The sequence below is a fragment of the Bradyrhizobium sp. IC4060 genome (assembly GCF_020193715.1).
Classification (GTDB): domain Bacteria; phylum Pseudomonadota; class Alphaproteobacteria; order Rhizobiales; family Xanthobacteraceae; genus Bradyrhizobium; species Bradyrhizobium yuanmingense.
Map to the genome: position 1 here is coordinate 37,926 of NZ_JADYVJ010000015.1, position 18,640 is coordinate 56,565.

Here is an 18,640-nt window from a genome sequence, read left to right on the forward strand (position 1 = left end):
ATTGAAGCGACGCTGATAGTTTCCTGACACAAGAGCGGCCGGTGGTTATGGGTCCCGGCCTTCGCCGGGACGACAGATAGGGTCAGATGACCACCTCCAACTCCAAATTCCGCAGCAACAAGGAAGCACCGACCGAGCCGTTCAAGCGCTCGGTCGCCTCCTGTCTGAAGGCGATCGCAAAGGCGCCCGAGCTCGACGTCTCCTTCGCGGCCGAGCGCCCGGGACTTGCGCCCGGCAAGGCGCGGCTGCCCGAGCCCGCGCGCAAGATGACGAAGCGTGACGCCGCGATCGTGCGCGGCCATGCCGATTCCATCGCGCTCAAGATCGCCTGTCACGATCCCAAGGTTCACCGCAAGCTGATGCCCGGCAATCCGCAGGCGCGCGGCGTGTTCGAGGCGGTGGAGCAGGCCCGCGTCGAGGCGATCGGCGCGCGCCGCATGGCGGGCGTTGCCAAGAACCTCACCGCGATGCTCGACGACCATTTCCACCGCGGCAAGTTCGACGAGATCACCGACCGCGCCGACGCGCCGCTGGCGGACGCGCTGGCGATGCTGGTGCGCGAGCGCCTCACCGGCATGGCGCCGCCGACGGCGGCCAAGAAGATGGTCGATCTCTGGCGACCGATCCTCGAAGACAAGATCGGCAAGCGGCTCGATCGGCTCGACGGCGTGCTCGAGGATCAGACCAAGTTCGGCGATGCCGTGCATGACCTGCTGTCGGCACTCGAGCTCGGCGACGAGCGCAACGCCGACAGCGAAGACAATGACGAGAACGAGGAGAACCAGGACGGCGACAACGACCAGTCCGGCGCCGAAGGCTCGCCCGATTCCGACGCCGCGCAGGAAATGAGCGCCGACCAGGCGCAGGCAACCAGCGAGGAGATGAGCGAGAGCGCGATGGAAAGCGCGCAGGCCTCGACCTCCGACACCTTCGACGATGGCGAGCTCGGTGATGACGAGACGCCGGGCGAGGCGACGCGCCCGAACCAGCACGGCAGGAACGAGCCGCGTGGGCCGGAATATCACGCCTTCGCGCCCAAGTTCGATGAGGTCATCGCCGCCGAGGATCTCTGCGACCATGACGAGCTGGAGCGGCTGCGCGCCTATCTCGACAAGCAGCTCGCACATCTGCAGGGCATCGTCGCCCGTCTCGCCAACCGGCTGCAGCGCCGCCTGATGGCGCAGCAGAATCGCGCCTGGGAGTTCGATCTCGAGGAGGGCATCCTCGACCCTGCGCGGCTGTCGCGCGTCGTCACCGATCCCTATCACCCGCTGTCCTTCATGCACGAGAAGGAGGCGACGTTCCGCGACACCGTAGTGACGCTGCTGCTCGACAATTCCGGCTCCATGCGCGGCCGCCCGATCACGGTCGCCGCGACCTGTGCCGACATCCTCGCGCGCACGCTGGAGCGTTGCGGCGTCAAGGTCGAGATTCTCGGCTTCACCACGCGGGCCTGGAAGGGCGGGCAATCGCGCGAGGCATGGCTTGCCGCCGGCAAGCCGGCCAATCCCGGCCGCCTCAACGATCTCCGCCACATCATCTACAAGTCCGCGGACGCCCCGTGGCGTCGTGCGCGGAAAAACCTGGGCCTGATGATGCGCGAGGGCCTCTTGAAGGAGAACATCGACGGCGAGGCGCTGGACTGGGCGCACAAGCGCCTGCTCGGCCGGCCCGAGCAGCGCAAGATCTTGATGATGATCTCGGACGGCGCGCCGGTCGACGATTCCACGTTGTCGGTCAATCCGGGCAATTATCTCGAGCGGCATCTGCGCCACATCATCGAGGAGATCGAGACCCGCTCGCCGGTCGAGCTGATCGCGATCGGCATCGGCCATGACGTGACGCGCTATTATCGCCGCGCGGTAACGATCGTGGACGCGGAAGAACTCGGCGGCGCGATCACCGAAAAGCTTGCCGAGCTCTTCAGCGAGACCAACACGGCGCCAACGCAAGCGGCCGGTCGCCCGCGACGCAAATTGCATTCGTGAGCACGCATCCATCCCGCCGCAGCTTCGTCAGCCTCGCGGCGGCGGGATTTTCCACTCTCGCGTTGCCGCGCTTGGCGCAGGCGCAGCTGCAGCCCAAGACCGAGCCGCCGCCGCGCGCCCTCCAGCTCGAGCATGCCGTCACCGCGCCGGTCAGCGTCGAGGTCAACGCGCGTAGCATTGCCAATTTCGAGCCGCGCGACCGCTCGCGCACGCGCTTCGGCTCGCTGGATTTTCGCAGCGGCCTGGTGCTGACCTCGCCCTATCGCGGCTTCGGCGGGCTGTCGGGCCTCCGCTTCCTCGACGGCAAGGGCGAGCGCTTTCTCGCGATCTCCGATCAGGGCGGCTGGTTCACCGGCAGCATCCGCTATTCCGGCCGCGAGATGATTGGGCTCGCCGACGTCGAGGCCGCGCCGGTGCTGGGCGCCGACGGGCGGCCGATCACCGAGAAGCGGCTCTGGTACGATACCGAGTCGCTCGCGCGCGACGGCAACCTCGTCTATGTCGGGCTCGAACGCGTCAACCAGATCCTGCGCTATGATTTCGCCAAGGGTGCTACCGGCGCCCGCGGCGAAGTGATCGCCGTCCCGCCGGCCTTGCGCAAGCTGCCCTACAACAAGGGGCTGGAGGCGATGGTCGTCGTGCCCAAAGCGCAGGGACCGGGCAAGAGCCAGGCCCAGCCGCTCGCGGGCACGCTGATCGCCTTTTCCGAGCGCGGGCTCGATGCCGACGGCAACCTCCTCGCTTTCCTGATCGGCGGCTCGACGCCCGGCCAATTCAGCGTGCGGCGCTCGGAGAATTTCGACATCAGCGACGCGGTGCTGCTGCCCTCGGGCGATCTGCTCATCCTCGAACGTAAATTTTCCTGGTTCACCGGCGTCAACATCCGCATCCGCGCGATCCCGCTGAAGGGAATCGCGCCGGGCGCCGTCGTCGACGGCCTGACGCTGTTCGCCGCCGATCTCGGCCACGAGATCGACAACATGGAAGGCATCGACGCCCACGTCACCGCCGACGGCGAGACGGTGCTGACCCTGATCTCCGACGACAATTTCTCGATGTTGCAGCGAACCCTGCTGCTGCAATTCACGCTGGCGGAGTAGAGATCGCGCCGGAACGGTTCTTGCAGCGATCGCGAGAGTCGACCGGAGATTTCGATGACCAGGTTCCTTCGCGTGTTTTGTCTATATGCGTCCTTCTGGATCGCCGCTGCAACACAAGTCCAGGCACAAGACTGGCCGGCGCGACTGATCAAGGCGACCATTCCGTTCGGTCCGGGCAGCGCGGCGGACGTGGTGCCGCGGCTGGTGTTCGAGCATCTCTCCGCCGAACTCGGTCAGCCGATCGTGATCGAAAACCGCGCCGGCGGCGGCGGTGTGGTCGGTTCGGCGGCGGTCGCGAAGTCCGATCCCGATGGTTACAGCCTACTCGCCCAGTCGTCGGCGCTGACCATTGCGCCCCTGATGTTCCCGAATGCGAGCTTCGACCCCAGCCGCGATCTCGCCTCGGTGTTCATGATCGGATCCGGTGCCAATGTGATGATCGTGCCGAAGGAGCGCCCTTGGAGAACCATCCAGGACTTCATCGCCGCTGCCAAGGCAAAGCCCGGTTCGATCTCGTTCGGCTCGGTCGGCATCGGCAGCGCCGTGCACATCTCGAGCGAGAAGTTCCGCTACGCCGCCGGCATCGAGGCTATTCATGTGCCGTATCGCGCCGGCCCGGAAGTGATCGCCGACATTCTCGGTGGGCGCATCGATCTGTATTTCTGCCCGCTGGCGACCGCGTTGCCGCTGATCCGCGAGGGCCAAGTGCGCGCGCTGGTGGTCTCGACACCGAAGCGCGTTGCCGAGCTGCCCGATGTGCCGACGCCGGCCGAGATCGGCTTGAAGGACGCCGACGGCGAGATCTGGTTCGGCGTGTTCGTGCCGGCGAAGACCCCGCGCGAGGTCGTCGACAAGCTGCACGCGGCCGCCGAGAAAGTCCTGGCCACGCCGGCGACGCAGGTGAGCCTGACAAAGCTCGGGCTCGAACCGAGGCCGATGAAGCCCGCCGAGATGGACGACCTCGTCAAGCGCGAGCTGGCGGCCAATCAGGAGCTGATCAAGGCCGCCGGCATCAAGCCGTAGGGGCGGGTTACGCCCGCATTCCTCCATCGTCCCGGACAAGCGAAGCGCGGATCCGGGACGACAATAGGGAGACATGTTCGCCGCGGCATCTCCAGCGCAATGCATGCCGCTGCTGGTCGCCATGCTGCCCGTGCGGCTGGCAATTCGCCGCCCACCCACTAAACTTCATGCAATCGCTTCCATTTCTCCAGCCCCGGACCCTCGCATGAGCGCCCTGTTTTCTCCGATCAAGCTGCGCGGACTGACTTTGAAGAACCGCCTCGTGGTGTCGCCGATGTGCCAATATTCGGCCGATGACGGCGTCGCCACCGACTGGCACTTCACCCACATAAACAATCTCAGCCTGTCGGGCGCGGCGATGTTCTGCATCGAGGCGACGCATGTCGAGGCGATCGGCCGTATCACGCCGGGCTGCCTCGGGCTCTACAGCGACGCCTGCGAGGCCGCGCTGAAGCCGATCCTGCATTCGGTGCGCAAGCATTCCTCCACCGCGATCGCGATGCAACTCGCCCATGCCGGCCGCAAGGCCTCGAGCGCGCGCCCCTGGGACGGCGGCCAATTGATTCCGGAAGGGCAGGGCGGCTGGCAGACGGTCGGGCCGTCGGCGGTGCCGCACAAGGAGGGCGAGGCCGCCCCGCTGGCGCTGGATGCGGCAGGCCTGAAGCGCATCCGCGAGGCCTTCGTCCATTCGACCGAGCGCGCCGCGCGGCTCGGTATCGACGCCATCGAGGTCCATGGCGCGCATGGTTATCTCTTGCATCAATTCCTGTCGCCGATCTCCAACAAGCGCACCGACGAATATGGCGGTAGCCTCGCGAACCGCATGCGCTTTCCGCTGGAGGTGTTCGACGTGGTGCGCGCCGCGTTCCCCGCCGACAAGCCGGTCGGCATGCGGGTGTCGTCGACCGATTGGGTCGAGGGCGGCTGGGATCTGGCACAGACCATCGAATTCGCGAACGCGCTGAAGGCGCGCGGCGTCGACTGGATCGATGCATCGTCCGGCGGCGTCTCGCCGCTGCAGAAGATTCCGCTCGGCCCCGGCTATCAGGTGCAGTTTGCAGAGGCGATCAAGCGCGAGACCGGCCTGCCCACCATCGCCGTCGGCCTGATCACCGAGTCGAAGCACGCGGAGGAGATCGTCGCGTCGGGCAAGGCCGACATGGTCGCGCTCGCCCGCGGCCTGCTCTACGATCCGCGCTGGGGCTGGCACGCTGCCGCCGAGCTCGGCGGCGTGGTCGAGGCGCCGCCGCAATACTGGCGCTCGCAGCCGTCCACGCAAAAGGCGCTGTTCGGCAAGACCACGTTCGGGGCGAGGTGACTCTCTTCACCTCTCCCCGCTTGCGGGGAGAGGTCGGATTGCGCGCGAGCGCAATCCGGGTGAGGGGGTACAGGTGCGGCGAAAATCTCATGTGTGGAGAGAAGCCCCTCACCCCAACCCTCTCCCCGTAAGAACGGGGAGAGGGAGTTAGATCCCTCACGCATCCGTAAACCTCCTCACCTTCCATGCCCCCCAAAACTGGCCTAACCTCTCCATACTCAACGCCTCGCGGAGGCTGGCCATGCGCTTTCGTTTTCGTAAAACTGCCCATGTGTTCGAGCGCGTTGGCCTTGCCATGGCGGGGGCCGCGTGCGGATTGTTCGTCGGCGCCTATGTCGGCTCGGCGATCCCCACCCTCACCACGCAGGGCTTCCTGCTGCTGATGATGCTGCTCGGCGGCATCGGCTTCTATCTCGGCATCGACACGCCGCAGATGCCTTTCGACGATGCGCACAGCCAGATCGACGCCGCCGAGCTCATGAGCGCCGCCGGCACGCTCTCCGCTACGCTCACCGCCTTCGCCTCGGTCGCCGTGATCGTGCTCCGGCTCGATCCGCACATGGCCTGGACCTGGCTCGTCTTGGTCGGCTGGATTGCCGGCGTCACCATGCAGATCGTCGCCGGCGCCAAGGCCAGGCTGCGTAAGTAGCTCTCTTTGTCAGGATGGGCCCGCCTGAAGCGGGCGTCTCGAAGGACAGCCGCCGGGAAAAGCTCGCAATTCCGAGTGCCCGTCGTTCACGGCAGGGTTCGGCTTGCCGCAACTGCCTTGCCCGGCACCGTCTCTCTCTCTCTGTCAACCCGTCATCCGGTCAGGGCGCCGTTCGGAGCATTGCGCGCGCATTGGTCTTGAAGAGTTCATCTTTGCAACACATCTTGTGGCGCCCGCAGGTAGAGGCGTACCCTGCATCTTCTGCGGCTTTGATGCGAGGACCTGGGGATGAGCGGACCGGACGGAAGCAGGCAGTTGATCAAAAAGCACGATTTCGTTCAGGTCAGCGCAATCGCCGGGCTTCTCGCCGCCGCGTTCGCCCTGTCCGGCTGCGACAAGCCGGCATCGCAGGCTGCGGCTCCGCCGGCGCCGGCGGTGACGGTCGCCCAGCCGGTCAAGCGCACAGTCACCGATTGGGACGAGTTCACCGGCCGCTTCGAGGCGGTGGAGGAGGTCCAGGTGCGGCCGCGGGTCGGCGGCTTCGTCAACTCGGTCGAATTCCAGGACGGCGCCATCGTGCGTCAGGGTGACCTGCTCTACGTGATCGATCCGCGCCCGTTCGAGGCGGTGGCCACTCAGGCGGAGGGCCAGCTGTCAGACGCACGGGCGCGAGTGGAGCTCGCCAAGCGCGAGCTCGACCGTGGTCTCAGCCTCGTGCAGACCAGCGCGGTCTCCGAACAGGTCGTCGATCAGCGCCGCCAGGCCTTGCAGGCTGCGCACGCCGCCGAGATGCAGGCCGAGGGCGCGCTGAAGGCCGCCAAGCTCAACATCGAGTTCACGCATGTGGCAGCGCCCTTGACCGGCCGCGTCAGCCGCCATCTCGTCAGCCCCGGCAATCTCGTGCAGGGCAGCGACACCGGCACCTCGACGCTGCTGACTTCGATCGTCGCGCTCGATCCCATCTACATCTATTTCGACATGGATGAGGCGACGTTCATCAAATACAGCAAATTGTGGTTCGAAGGACGGCGGCCAAGTTCGCGCGATACCGCGAACCCGGTGCAAGTGACGCTGGCCGGCGAGACCAAGCCCTCGCGCGGGGGCACCGTCAATTTCCTCGACAATCGGCTGGACGTGTCGACCGGCACGCTGCGCAGCCGCGCGGTGGTGAAGAACACGGATCTTTCGATCCTGCCCGGCCAGTTCGGCCGCGTCCGCCTGATCGGCAGCGCGCCTTACGAGGCGCTGCTGATTCCGGACGCTGCGATCGCAACCGACCAGTCCCGCAAGATCGTGTTCGTGGTCAAGCCTGATGATACGGTCGAGGCACGCCCCGTCGTGCTCGGTCCGCTCGACGACGGCCTGCGCGTGATCCGTGAAGGGCTGAAGCCGGACGATCGCGTCATCGTCAATGGCATCCAGCGCGCCCGCGTCGGCGCCAAGGTCGCTCCCCAGACCGCGCAAGCGCCGGCCGGTGGCAAGTCATGAATCTTGGCCGCCTCTCCATCAACCAGCCCATTTTGGCGATGGTGCTGTCGATCGTGCTCCTGATCGTCGGTGCACTCGCCTACACCACGCTGCCGGTCTCCGAATATCCGCAAGTGGTGCCGCCGACCGTCGTCGTCACGACGCAATATCCCGGCGCCTCCGCCCAGACCGTGTCCGACACGGTCGCAGCTCCCATCGAGCAGGAGATCAACGGTGTCGAGGACATGCTGTATCTCTACAGCCAGGCGACCTCGAACGGCCAGCTCACCATCACCGTCACCTTCAAGCTCGGCACCGATCTCGACAAGGCCCAGGTGCTGGTGCAGAATCGCGTCGCCATCGCGCAGCCGCGCCTTCCAGAGGAAGTGCAGCGCAACGGCGTCACCACCCGCAAGAACTCGCCCGACATCCTGATGGTCGTGTTCATGCTGTCGCCGGACGACACGTTCGACCAGCTTTACATCTCCAATTATGCGCTGCTCCAGGTCCGCGACCAGCTCTTGCGCATCGACGGCGTCGGCGACATCCAGATCTTCGGCGCCCGCGACTATTCGATGCGGCTGTGGCTCGATCCCGACAGAATCGCCAATCTCGGCCTGACCTCGGCCGAGGTGCTCGCGGCCATCCGCGCCCAGAACGTGCAGATCGCGGGCGGCCAGATCGCCGAGCCGCCGATCGCCGATCGCGCCTTCCAGCCCAACCTCACCTTCACCGGACGTTTGAAGGACCAGAAGCAGTTCGAGGATATCCTGATCAAGGCCGGCCCTGACGGCCGCACGGTGCGGCTGCGCGACGTCGCCCGCATCGAGCTCGGGGCGCTGGCCTACAGCACCAACAGCTTCCTGCTGCGCAAGTCGGCGGTCGCGATGCTGGTGACGCAGCGGCCGGGCTCGAACGCGCTCGCGACCGCAAAGAACATCTCCGACACCATGACGAGGCTCAAGGAGAGCTTTCCCAGGGGGCTCGACTTCAATATCGGCTACAACCCGACCGAGTTCATCGCCCAGTCGGTCCACGAGCTGATCAAGACCATTTACGAGGCCATGCTGCTCGTGGTCGTCGTCGTGCTGGTGTTCCTGCAGGGATGGCGGCCCGCGATCATTCCGATCATCGCGATTCCGGTCTCGCTGGTCGGCACGTTCGCGGTGATGGCGGCGCTCGGCTTCTCCATCAACAATCTCACCCTGTTCGGGCTCGTCCTCGCGGTCGGCATCGTGGTCGACGACGCCATCGTCGTGGTCGAGAATGTCGAACGCCATCTCGAGCACGGCCTCAGTCGTCGCGATGCCGCGCTGAAGACAATGGAGGAGGTCGGCGGCGCACTGGTCTCGATCGCCCTGGTGCTATGCGCGGTGTTCGTCCCGACCGCGTTCCTCGGCGGCATCTCCGGGCAGTTCTTCCAGCAATTCGCCGTCACCATCGCCGTTGCGACGGCGATCTCCTGCTTCTGCTCGCTGACGCTCTCGCCCGCGCTAGCCTCGCAGATCCTCACACCACACGAAGAAAAGCGGCCGCCGGCCGCCTGGAACATCATCGCGCGCGGCTGGAATGCGTTCACCGGCGTGTTCAATCGCGTGTTCGACCGGCTGGCGCATGGCTATGCCGGCCTCGCCAATTTCGCGATTCGCCATTCGGTGGTGATGCTGCTGATCTACGTCGTGCTGATCGGCGGCGCCGGCTGGTTGATCGTGACCACGCCGCAGGGCTTCATCCCGGCGCAGGATCGCGGCTACGTCATCATATCCGTGCAATTGCCGGGCGCGGCGTCGCTGGCGCGTACCACCGAGGTCGTTCGCGAGATCGAGCGGATCTCGCTGGAAACGCCGGGCATCGTTCGAGTCGCCGCCTTTGCCGGTTTCTCCGGCGCCACCCGCACGCAGGCCGGCAATGCGGCGGCGCTGTTCCCGGTGTTCGACGAGCCCGAGGCGCGGCTGAAGAAGGGCCTGTCCGCGAATGCCATCACCGCCGAGCTGCGCAAGCGCCTGTCCGCGATCCAGGGCGCTTTCATCATCGTGATTCCGCCGCCGGCCGTGCCCGGCATCGGCACCGGCGGCGGCTTTGCCATCCGCATCCAGGACCGCCAGGGCCGCGGGCCTGAAATGCTCGCAGCCGCCACCGACGAGCTTGTCGCCGCCGCGCGCAAATCGCCCTCGCTGCTCGCCCCCTCGGTGTTCTCGCCGTTCACGGCCAACACGCCGCAGCTCTTCGTCGACATCGACCGCACCAAGGCGCAGAAGCTGGGCGTGCCCATCTCCAACATCAACGAGACGATCCAGACCTATTTCGGGTCGACCTATGTCAACGACTTCAACCTGTTTGGCCGCACCTACCACGTCACCGCGCAGGCCGACTTCCCGTTCCGGAAAGAACCGAGCGACCTTGCGCGCCTGCGCACGCGCAACGCTTCCGGCGACATGGTGATGCTCGGCAGCGTGGTCGAGTTCAAGGACGTCTCGGGACCCGACCGCGTCGCGCGCTACAATCTCTATGCGGCGTCCGAACTCCAGGGCGAGCCGGCGCCGGGCACGAGCTCGACCACCGCGCTCAACGCCATCAAGCAGCTCGCGAACGATACTTTACCGAGCGGCTTCACCTTCGAATGGACCGACCTGTCCTATCAGCAGGTCACCGGCGGCAATGCCGGTCTCTACGTATTTCCGATCTGCGTGCTGTTCGTCTATCTCGTCCTCGCCGCGCAATATGGCAGCTGGACGCTGCCGTTCGCGGTGATTCTGATCGTGCCGATGTGCCTGCTCGCCGCCACCATCGGCGTTCGCGTCATGGGCCAGGACGTCAACATTCTGACCCAGATTGGCTTCGTCGTGCTGGTGGGACTGGCGGCGAAGAACGCGATCCTAATCGTCGAATTCGCGCGCGATATCGAGAACGAAGGCAAGCCGCGGCTGGAGGCCGTCATCGATGCCTGCCGCCTGCGCTTGCGGCCGATCCTGATGACCTCGTTCGCGTTCATCCTCGGCGTCTTGCCGCTGGTGATCTCGAGCGGCTCTGGCTCGGAGATGCGCCAGGCCGTCGGCGTCGCCGTGTTCTTCGGCATGATCGGCGTCACCCTGTTCGGCCTTCTGTTCACACCGATCTTCTACGTCGTGGTGCGGAACCTGGCGGAAGGGCGGCGCGACAAGAAGCCGGAGGCGATGGCCTGACGTCTCTCTCGATGGCCAAAGACTCCGCCACATCCTCCGCTGTCATCCTCGCGAACGCGGGGATCCATAACCACAGGGAGGAGTTTAGCGCGACAGCGGCGAGTCTTCGCCAAACACCATCCTGTGGTTATGGGTCCCGGGCTCGCGCTGCGCACGCCCCGGGACGACGGTGGAGAATGTGGCACGCAGAATCCCATACTAACGACCAACATGAAATGGATGGGCGGAAGCGCGGTTCTTCACTACTATCCGCGCGATTTCACAGAAGAATGCCGGGAGTTAAACATATGAAATCAGCACTTTGGGCCGCAGCGGCCTCGGCCCTCTTGATTGCGGTTCCCGCCTCCGCGCAAGGCGTCAAGATCGGCATCCTCAACGACCAGTCCGGCGTCTATGCCGATTACGGCGGCAAATGGTCGGTCGAAGCGGCCAGGATGGCGATCGAGGATTTCGGCGGCGAAGTACTCGGCCAGAAGATCGAGCTCGTCACTGCAGACCACCAGAACAAGCCTGACCTCGCAAGCTCGATCGCGCGGCGCTGGTATGACGTCGAGAACGTCGACATGATCACGGAGCTGACGACCTCCTCGGTCGCGCTCGCGATCCACGAGCTCTCCAAGGAAAAGAAGAAGATCGACATCGTCGTCGGCGCCGCGACATCGCGCCTCACCGGCGATGCCTGCCAGCCCTACGGCTTCCACTGGGCCTACGACACCCGCGCGCTCGGCGTCGGCACCGGCGGCGCGCTGACCAAAGCCGGCGGCGACACCTGGTTCTTCCTCACCGCGGACTACGCCTTCGGCTACGCGCTGGAGAAGGACACCAGCGAGATCGTCACCGCCAATGGCGGCAAGGTGCTCGGCTCGGTGCGCGTTCCGCTCAATTCGTCGGACTTCTCCTCCTTCCTGCTGCAGGCGCAGAGCTCGAAGGCGAAGATCGTCGGCCTCGCCAACGCCGGCCTCGACACCACCAATTCGATCAAGCAGGCGTCCGAGTTCGGCATCGTCGCGAGTGGCCAGAAGCTCGCGGGCCTCCTGATGACGCTTGCCGAGGTGAACGGCCTCGGCTTGCAGGCCGCGCAAGGCCTGGTGCTGACCGAAGGTTATTACTGGGATCTCAACGACAGGACGCGCAATCTCGGCGAGCGCTTCCTCAAGCGCACCGGGCGGATGCCGAGCATGATCCACGCCGGTACCTATTCGGCGACGCTGAGCTATCTCAAGGCCGTCAAGGCTGCCGGCACCAAGGATCCGGATGCCGTCGCCAAGAAGCTGAAGGAGCTGCCGGTCGACGACGACTTCGCGCAAGGCGGCAAGGTGCTCGAGAACGGCCGCATGATCCACGACATGTATCTGTTCGAGGTCAAGAAGCCCTCGGAATCGAAGGAGCCCTGGGATTATTACAAGCTGCTCGCCACCGTCCCCGGCGACAAGGCCTTCTTCACCGCCAAGGAGAGCGGCTGTCCGCTGACGAAGTAGGGAAGTGGCACAGCGAGCGCCACACCCGCGCTGTCGTCCCGGACAAGCGCGCCTCAAGCGCGCGCCGATCATCGACCCATAACCACAGGCACGCGTGGTTACGGGGACTCGGAGTGATCAGCTCGCATCACGACATCTTCCTGTGGTTATGGGTCCCGGATCGGCGCTTACGCTTGTCCGGGACGACAGCGGAATGTGTGGCGACGGATTGCCTCACACCAACCGCAGCATCACCGCCCCGAGCGCCCCGACCCACAGCGCCATTGCGGCGAGCGCCTGGATCGCAAAGCCGGTGCCGCGCTTGGCCACGGCTTGCGAATAGCCGATGAAATAGACGATCCGGCCGATGATCCAGATCACGCCGATCGCCGCCGCGATGGCGTCGCTGATATAGATCGCGAACAGCCAAAGGGCTGGCAGGACGATCGGCATCCATTCCAACGTGTTCATCTGGATGCGGAAGGCCCGTTCGAAATCCGGATGCCCCGACATCGCAGGTACCTTCACGCCGGTCTTGGTGCGCGAGCGCGAGACGTTGATGGAGGTGAAGAAATAAAACGCGATCGCCAGCAGCGTGACGAGGGCGGTGAGATGATACATCGTCGGTTCCTTCATAGAAATCGCGCCTCAATAGCCGGTCAGCTCGAGATAGCCAATGCCGTCATGTGTGCCGGCAAAGCTGATCGGCCCTTCCCAGTACGAGAAGCCGGTCCCCATCCAGGCGTTCGGATTGAGCGGCTTGCAGAGGATCGAGAATGATCGCGCGGGGATCGCGATCTGCCATTGCACCGGCAACTTGCGTCCCGCAATCTCAGCCGTCGCCCTCGGCATCATCTGGATGTCGCTGCCTGCAATCATCTGCGTCTCGCCGGCCGCGCTGATCCAATTGCCGAACGGATAATTTCTGCCGTCCTTCTGCCTCAGCCGGTACAGCATCAGCTTGTCTCCGGATGACAGATGCAGCGACAGCCAGTCCCAGCCGGTCTGGTCGGCGTCGAGCGGCTGGCTGCTCCATTCCCGGTCCATCCAGGCCTGGCCCGAGACATCGACCGGCTTGTCGTCGATGCTGAGCGTACCGCGCGCGCGGTAGAACGGCTGGCTGTAGTAGTACGAGGCCTGCCCACGCTCCGACTTGCGGCTGAAGCCGCGATCGCCCTGCAGCACGACCGGCCGGTCGGCCTCGAGCGTCAGTGCGTAGCTGAAATCGGCGCCAGCTGCCTTCAGCAACAGCGGCGCCAAAGCGCGGTCATCGGTGCGGTCAAAACTCTTCATCTCCCAATCGTCAATCCAGGCATCGAACGGTTTTGCCGTCACGCCGGCTTGCCCGACGCCACCCCGTGAAAACGTTTCAGAGAAGCGGTGAGTGTCGGCGCGCGTCACCGCGGCATGCGCCATCCACACCTGTTGATTGGCCCAGCCCTCGCCTTGCGGACCTGGCTGCGCCGCCTGGCGGAACAGCGTCCATTGCAGGCCGCACGCCGCGCCGCGCGCGTCGACGAGGTTGGCCGTGAGATACCACCACTCGATACGAAACTGCGGATGCGGTCCGTGATCTTCGGGGAAGGTGAATGTCTTTCCCGGCGTTACCTTTGTAAACCCATCGGCGGTCTCGCCGAGTCCGGCATAGCCCTGCGCGCCGGCGCGGCGCGGGAGGGCGAGGGCGACGATTCCACCGGCGAAGGCGCGCCGCGTGATGGCTTCAGCGCTCATTGGCAAACACCTTGACGAGATTCGCCGGCTGCATCCGCGCCAGCCGCACCATCGGCAGCAGCGCCGCAAGCAGCGAGGCGAACAGCGCCACCGCGACCAGCTCGACCAATTGCAGCGGAAACACATGGAACGGCAGCCGCCAGCCGAATGCTTTCACATTGACGATCGCGATGAGGCACCACGCGACCAGCAGTCCGAGCGGCACGGCCAGCAGTGCCGTGAACAGCGCGACCGAGAGCGTCTTGGTCAGCTCGATCGCGGCAAGGCGCGGCCGGGTCAGGCCGATCGCCCACAGCGGTGCAAGCTGCGGCAGTCGGGCGTTCGCCAGGGTCAGCAGGCTCGTGAGCAAGGCGATGCCGGCGACGCCGAGCGTGAAGGCGTTCAGCGCCGACGTCACCGCAAAGGTGCGGTTGAAGATGCGGATCGATTCCGCCTTCACCGTCGCCTGGTCGGCGACGCTGCGGTCGTTGAGCCCGAACTGCTTCTGCAAGGCCGCGATCAGGCCGGGGATATTCTCTCTCGCGACGATCAGGCCGATCCGGGTCTGCGGCGTCTGCGGAAACTGCCGAATCAATGCGGCAACGTTCACCGTGAGCTGCCCCCTGGGGTTGCCGTAATCGGCATAGATGCCGACGATGTCGAGCTCCCAGCTTCCGCCAGGCGCCGGCACCTCGACGACGTCGCCGATCTGCACGTTCAGCCGGCGGCTCAATTGCTCGCTGATGAAAGCGGCATTGCCCGGCACCAGCCGCGTCCAGGCCCGCGGCGCCGTGTCCAGCAGCGGCCAGCGTTCGCGATAGAGCGCGTGATCGGGCAGACCGAGCAACTCGACCGGCTGGCCCTGAACCTGCGCCTCCGCGCGCCCGCCGGGGAGGATCGCCTGAACATCGCTGCGATCCTTCAGCCAGTTCCGGATCGCGACGCCTTGCGCATTGTCGGAGGCGCTGATGTAGACGTCGGCCGCAAGGCGCCCGTCGAGCCAGCCGATGAAGGTGCGGCTGAAGGTCTCCACCATGGTGGAGACCCCGACGTTGACGGCAAGCGCGAGCAAAAGCGCCATCAGCGCCAGCGACAATCCGGAGAGCTGCTGCCGGCTGTCCGCCCAGAACCACAGCACGAGCGGGCCTCGCGCGAAGCGCTGGCCTACGAGCAGGATGATGTCGAGGAAGGCCGGCAGGATCAGTGCCGCACCGAACATCAACGCGGCCAGCACGCCGAACCCTGCGATCAGTGATTGCCCGTAGTGGAGCAGCAGCAGCGCGACGGCGAACGCGCCGCAGGCTGCACAGCTCTGCAGGATCAGCCAGCGGCGTTGCCGCTGCTGCCAGGCGCCCGGCTGCGCCGTCGCCAGCACCGGCATCCTGATCGCCTTGATCAGGCTGGTCGCCGCCGCCACAAGCGCACCCGCCACGCTGATCCCGATGCCGGCGAGCCACCATTCGGGCCGCAGGCTGAGCTGCCCAGGGATCTGCGCGCCATAGAGTCCGCGCAGCGAGGCCGCGACATCGGGCAGCAGGGCGGCTGCGATGAAATAGCCGCACGCGAGCCCGATCAGGCCTGCGACCAGCGCCAGCGCCACCAGCTCGACCACCAGCACCGTATTGACTAGCCGCGCCGAGGCGCCACAGGCCCGCAAAGTGCGCAGCATTGGCAGCCGCTGCTCGAACGCAAGGCCGACGGCCGAATTGACGATGAACAGGCCGACGAAGAACGACAGCAGGCCGAAGGCGGTGAGGTTGAGATGAAAACTGTCGGTGAGACGCTCCAGCTCCGTCTCCGCATTGGGCTCGACTCGCTCTAACTGCTCGCCGACCACGCTCGCGAGCGGTGCGGGCTTGCCCCTCGGCTTGCCGATCAGCAGCCGCGAGACCTGGTCGGGCTTGCTCAGCAGCCGCTGTGCCACGCCGATATCGACCACGAGCACATCGGGTGCGAGCTGCGGCTGGACCCGCAGCGGCGGCAGCCTTGCGCCGCTGCTGATCGCCGGGGCCGTGCCCTCTGCTTGCTGCAAGCCCCTCAGCGTCTCCCGGGCCACCAACGTCTGGCCGGGCGGAGCAACGAAGCTGCTGAGATCCGTGGCACCCAGGCGTGGCGCGTTGCCGACATCGACCGGCAGCGTGACCGGCTCGATGCCGAGCAGCCGTACCGAATGCCCGTTGATCTGGACGCGTCCCTCCAGCACCGGCGACACCGGCCAGCCGGCGCGGCGGAGCTTTATGAACAGCTCCTGCGGGAAAGTCGCCGCATTGGGAGCGACCAGCATCGCGGTGCGCACGCCGCCGAACGTTGCTGCAGCGCGGTCATAGGCATTGCGGGCCTGCTGATTGATGGCCTGCACCCCGCTCCACAGCGCGGTCGCCGCAATCAGGCCAATCAGCAGCGTCGCGAACTGCATCTTGTGGTGCCGCCAATGGCTGAGCAGCACGGCGAGAACCCAGAGCGCGCGCTTCATGAAATGCGCCCCGCATGCAACGTGAGATGACGGTCGAGCGTGGCGGCGAGATGCAGGCTGTGCGTCACCATCAGGAAGCCGCAGCCGGTGCGCGCGACGAGGTCGCGCGCCAGCGCCAGCACCTCCTCGGCGGTAGCTTCGTCGAGATTGCCGGTCGGCTCGTCCGCCAGCAGCAGCGCGGGCTTTGTCGCCAGCGCCCGGCCGATCGCGACCCGCTGCTGCTGGCCGCCTGATATTTGCTCTGGATACCGTTTGAGCAGGCTGCCGAGTCCGAGGCGCTCGACAAGCTCTTTCGTCCAGGCCGCATCATGCCGGCCGGCGATCCGCGCCTGGAAGGCGAGATTGTCCGCGACGGAGAGGCTCGGGATCAGGTTGAACTGCTGAAAGACCAGGCCAACGCGATTCCGCCGCAAGCTGGCGCGTCCGGCATCCGATAGCGTGGTGACCTCGGCGTCACCCAGCCGGATCGAGCCGCCATCGGCGGCGTCGAGGCCGGCGATCAGGTGCAGCAGGGTGCTCTTGCCGCTGCCGGATTCACCGGTCAGCGCGACGCGCTCGCCAGCCCCGAGGTCGAGGTCGACGCCGCGCAGAACATGGACGGGCTCGCCGGCCGAAGAGAAGGTCTTTGAGAGGTTTCGGATGCTCAGCACGATGACGGCGCCGGACGGAATTAACGGAATTGCTGCCTAGCACACCTGATGCGGAAATGCCGGGGTTGCGTTGGCCCTGAAGCCGCTGTTAGCTTCCAAAACGGCCAAATCAAGAAAGTGCCGAAAGAGACATACGGGGAGAATGATGAGCGCTCAGGAAATGCCGAATGTGGCGGCTGGGACGACCAAAACGCCAAAGGGCGCCTGGACTGTTACATTTCTCCTCTTTCTTTTCATGGTGGTGAACTTCGCGGACAAGATCGTGGTCGGTCTCGCCGGCGTGCCGATCATGACCGACATGAAGCTCAGCGCCGAGCAGTTCGGCCTGCTCGGGTCCTCGTTCTTCTTCCTGTTCTCGATCTCGGCCATCGTGGTCGGCTTCATCGTCAACAAGGTGCCGACGCGCTGGGTGTTGTTGACGCTGGCGGTGATCTGGGCGGTGTCGCAGTTCCCGATGGTCGGCACAGTCTCCTTCACCACGCTCTTGATCTGCCGAATCGTCTTGGGGGCGGGCGAAGGGCCGGCCTTCTCGGTCGCCGCGCACGCCATCTACAAATGGTTCCCCGACGAGAAGCGCACGCTGCCGACCGCGATCCTGTCACAGGGCTCGGCCTTCGGCGTCATCTTGGCGGTGCCGGCGCTGAACTGGATCATCGTCAACCATTCCTGGCACTACGCCTTCGGCGCGCTCGGGGTCGTCGGCCTGATCTGGGTCGCAGCCTGGCTCGCGCTCGGCAAGGAAGGCCCGCTGGAGGATACCGAGGTCCTGGCCGTCACCGAGCCGAAGATTCCGTACGTGCAGCTGCTGACCTCGCGCACCTTCCTCGGCTGCGTGATCGCGACCTTCGGCGCTTATTGGGCGCTGTCGCTCGGCCTCACCTGGTTCACGCCGTTCATCGTCAAGGGGCTCGGCTTCTCGCAGAGCCAGGCCGGCTTCATCTCGATCCTGCCCTGGGTATTCGGCGCCACCATCGTCATCCTCACCGGCTGGATCTCGCAGGTGATGATGGCCCGCGGCTACACCACGCGCGTCTCGCGCGGCGTGCTCGGCTCGGTGCCGCTCATCGTCGGCGGCCTGATCCTCACCGCGATGGCGCATGTCGAGGGCGCCGGCCTGCAGATCGCGCTGCTCGTCCTCGGCTCCGGACTCTGCGGCGCGATCTACGTGGTCTGCCCGCCGATGCTCGGCGAGTTCACGCCGGCCTCGCAGCGCGGTGCAGTGCTCGCGATCTACGGCGCGCTCTACACGCTTTCAGGCATCATCGCGCCGAGCGTGATGGGCACCGTGATCCAGCGCGCCAGCAGCATGCTCGATGGCTACCTGACGGGCTTCACCATCAACGCGGTGGTCATGATCGGCTCCGGCGTCATTGGCCTGCTGCTGTTGTGGCCGAACACGGAGAAAGCCAGGCTGACACGTGATGCGGCGGCGCAGGGCACGGCGCTGAAGGGCGCAGTGTCGCCGACGTAAGTCGCGGCTCTCTCTTACCGTCCCCTGGAGGGGGAGGGTCGCTGCGCATGTAGCGAAGCGGAATGCGTAGCGGGGTGGGGTGACGGTGTTTCCCCATCCAGCAGTGCCCGAGAGGAGAGATCACCCCACCCCGCTCGCGCTGCGCGCGATCG

At 65.7% G+C, this 18,640-nt stretch carries 13 protein-coding genes; 9 read left to right on the forward strand and 4 right to left on the reverse strand.

Annotated features, from left to right (window positions below):
* Positions 1-86: 86 nt before the first annotated feature.
* The 8 genes from cobT to I6F16_RS32360 all read left to right on the forward strand — a co-directional run bounded on the left by cobT (position 87) and on the right by I6F16_RS32360 (position 12,205).
* The gene (cobT, locus tag I6F16_RS32325; RefSeq protein WP_036026252.1) at positions 87-1,988 is read left to right on the forward strand and encodes a cobaltochelatase subunit CobT; all 1,902 of its coding nucleotides are present in this window, start codon (positions 87-89) and stop codon (positions 1,986-1,988) included.
* Complete coding sequence (locus I6F16_RS32330; RefSeq protein ID WP_036014638.1) at positions 1,985-3,088, forward strand: esterase-like activity of phytase family protein; 1,104 nt, start codon at positions 1,985-1,987, stop codon at positions 3,086-3,088. The genes cobT and I6F16_RS32330 overlap by 4 nt, the downstream gene beginning before the upstream one ends.
* 54 nt (positions 3,089-3,142) lie before the next feature.
* Entirely contained in the window at positions 3,143-4,111 is a 969-nt protein-coding gene (locus I6F16_RS32335) for a tripartite tricarboxylate transporter substrate-binding protein (protein ID WP_225113647.1), read from the forward strand.
* 205 nt (positions 4,112-4,316) lie between these two features.
* On the forward strand, positions 4,317-5,429 hold the full coding sequence (locus tag I6F16_RS32340; protein WP_036026261.1) for an NADH:flavin oxidoreductase/NADH oxidase: 1,113 nt from the start codon (positions 4,317-4,319) through the stop codon (positions 5,427-5,429).
* 241 nt (positions 5,430-5,670) lie between these two features.
* The gene (locus I6F16_RS32345) at positions 5,671-6,078 is read left to right on the forward strand and encodes a hypothetical protein (RefSeq protein WP_036026263.1); all 408 of its coding nucleotides are present in this window, start codon (positions 5,671-5,673) and stop codon (positions 6,076-6,078) included.
* Between the two features lie 288 nt (positions 6,079-6,366).
* On the forward strand, positions 6,367-7,566 hold the full coding sequence (locus I6F16_RS32350) for an efflux RND transporter periplasmic adaptor subunit (RefSeq protein ID WP_225113648.1): 1,200 nt from the start codon (positions 6,367-6,369) through the stop codon (positions 7,564-7,566).
* Positions 7,563-10,727, forward strand: a complete 3,165-nt coding sequence (locus I6F16_RS32355) for a multidrug efflux RND transporter permease subunit (RefSeq protein WP_225113649.1) — start codon at positions 7,563-7,565, stop codon at positions 10,725-10,727. The genes I6F16_RS32350 and I6F16_RS32355 overlap by 4 nt, the downstream gene beginning before the upstream one ends.
* A 287-nt stretch (positions 10,728-11,014) precedes the next feature.
* Positions 11,015-12,205: an ABC transporter substrate-binding protein gene (locus I6F16_RS32360; protein WP_225113650.1), complete on the forward strand. Its 1,191-nt coding sequence runs from the start codon at positions 11,015-11,017 to the stop codon at positions 12,203-12,205.
* 213 nt (positions 12,206-12,418) lie between these two features.
* Here I6F16_RS32360 and I6F16_RS32365 read toward each other — a convergent pair whose 3' ends face one another.
* The 4 genes from I6F16_RS32365 to I6F16_RS32380 are packed head-to-tail and all read right to left on the reverse strand — an operon-like array spanning position 12,419 to position 17,017.
* Positions 12,419-12,805 carry an MAPEG family protein gene (locus tag I6F16_RS32365; RefSeq protein ID WP_225113697.1) on the reverse strand — a complete coding sequence of 129 codons (387 nt, stop codon included), beginning with the start codon at positions 12,803-12,805 and terminating at the stop codon, positions 12,419-12,421.
* A 27-nt stretch (positions 12,806-12,832) separates the two neighbouring features.
* Positions 12,833-13,915: a lipocalin-like domain-containing protein gene (locus I6F16_RS32370; protein ID WP_225113651.1), complete on the reverse strand. Its 1,083-nt coding sequence runs from the start codon at positions 13,913-13,915 to the stop codon at positions 12,833-12,835.
* Positions 13,905-16,367: an FtsX-like permease family protein gene (locus tag I6F16_RS32375; RefSeq protein WP_225113652.1), complete on the reverse strand. Its 2,463-nt coding sequence runs from the start codon at positions 16,365-16,367 to the stop codon at positions 13,905-13,907. Before I6F16_RS32375 ends, I6F16_RS32370 begins: the two co-directional genes overlap by 11 nt.
* Positions 16,364-17,017 (reverse strand): ABC transporter ATP-binding protein, encoded by a 654-nt coding sequence (locus tag I6F16_RS32380; RefSeq protein WP_036014611.1) that lies wholly within the window; start codon positions 17,015-17,017, stop codon positions 16,364-16,366. The genes I6F16_RS32375 and I6F16_RS32380 overlap by 4 nt, the downstream gene beginning before the upstream one ends.
* 145 nt (positions 17,018-17,162) lie before the next feature.
* On the opposite strand from I6F16_RS32380, the gene I6F16_RS32385 reads away from it, so the two are divergent.
* Entirely contained in the window at positions 17,163-18,488 is a 1,326-nt protein-coding gene (locus I6F16_RS32385; protein WP_225113653.1) for an MFS transporter, read from the forward strand.
* The last annotated feature ends 152 nt before the right edge of the window (positions 18,489-18,640 follow it).

Excerpts from the sequence above, each read along its gene's own strand:
- cobT (WP_036026252.1), top strand. The coding sequence starts at position 87 with ATGACCACCTCCAACTCCAAATTCCGCAGCAACAAGGAAGCACCGACC.
- I6F16_RS32335 (WP_225113647.1), top strand. The coding sequence starts at position 3,143 with ATGACCAGGTTCCTTCGCGTGTTTTGTCTATATGCGTCCTTCTGGATC.
- I6F16_RS32340 (WP_036026261.1), top strand. The coding sequence starts at position 4,317 with ATGAGCGCCCTGTTTTCTCCGATCAAGCTGCGCGGACTGACTTTGAAG.
- I6F16_RS32345 (WP_036026263.1), top strand. The coding sequence starts at position 5,671 with ATGCGCTTTCGTTTTCGTAAAACTGCCCATGTGTTCGAGCGCGTTGGC.
- I6F16_RS32350 (WP_225113648.1), top strand. The coding sequence starts at position 6,367 with ATGAGCGGACCGGACGGAAGCAGGCAGTTGATCAAAAAGCACGATTTC.
- I6F16_RS32355 (WP_225113649.1), top strand. The coding sequence starts at position 7,563 with ATGAATCTTGGCCGCCTCTCCATCAACCAGCCCATTTTGGCGATGGTG.
- I6F16_RS32360 (WP_225113650.1), top strand. The coding sequence starts at position 11,015 with ATGAAATCAGCACTTTGGGCCGCAGCGGCCTCGGCCCTCTTGATTGCG.
- I6F16_RS32365 (WP_225113697.1), bottom strand. The coding sequence starts at position 12,805 with ATGTATCATCTCACCGCCCTCGTCACGCTGCTGGCGATCGCGTTTTAT.
- I6F16_RS32370 (WP_225113651.1), bottom strand. The coding sequence starts at position 13,915 with ATGAGCGCTGAAGCCATCACGCGGCGCGCCTTCGCCGGTGGAATCGTC.
- I6F16_RS32375 (WP_225113652.1), bottom strand. The coding sequence starts at position 16,367 with ATGAAGCGCGCGCTCTGGGTTCTCGCCGTGCTGCTCAGCCATTGGCGG.
- I6F16_RS32385 (WP_225113653.1), top strand. The coding sequence starts at position 17,163 with ATGAGCGCTCAGGAAATGCCGAATGTGGCGGCTGGGACGACCAAAACG.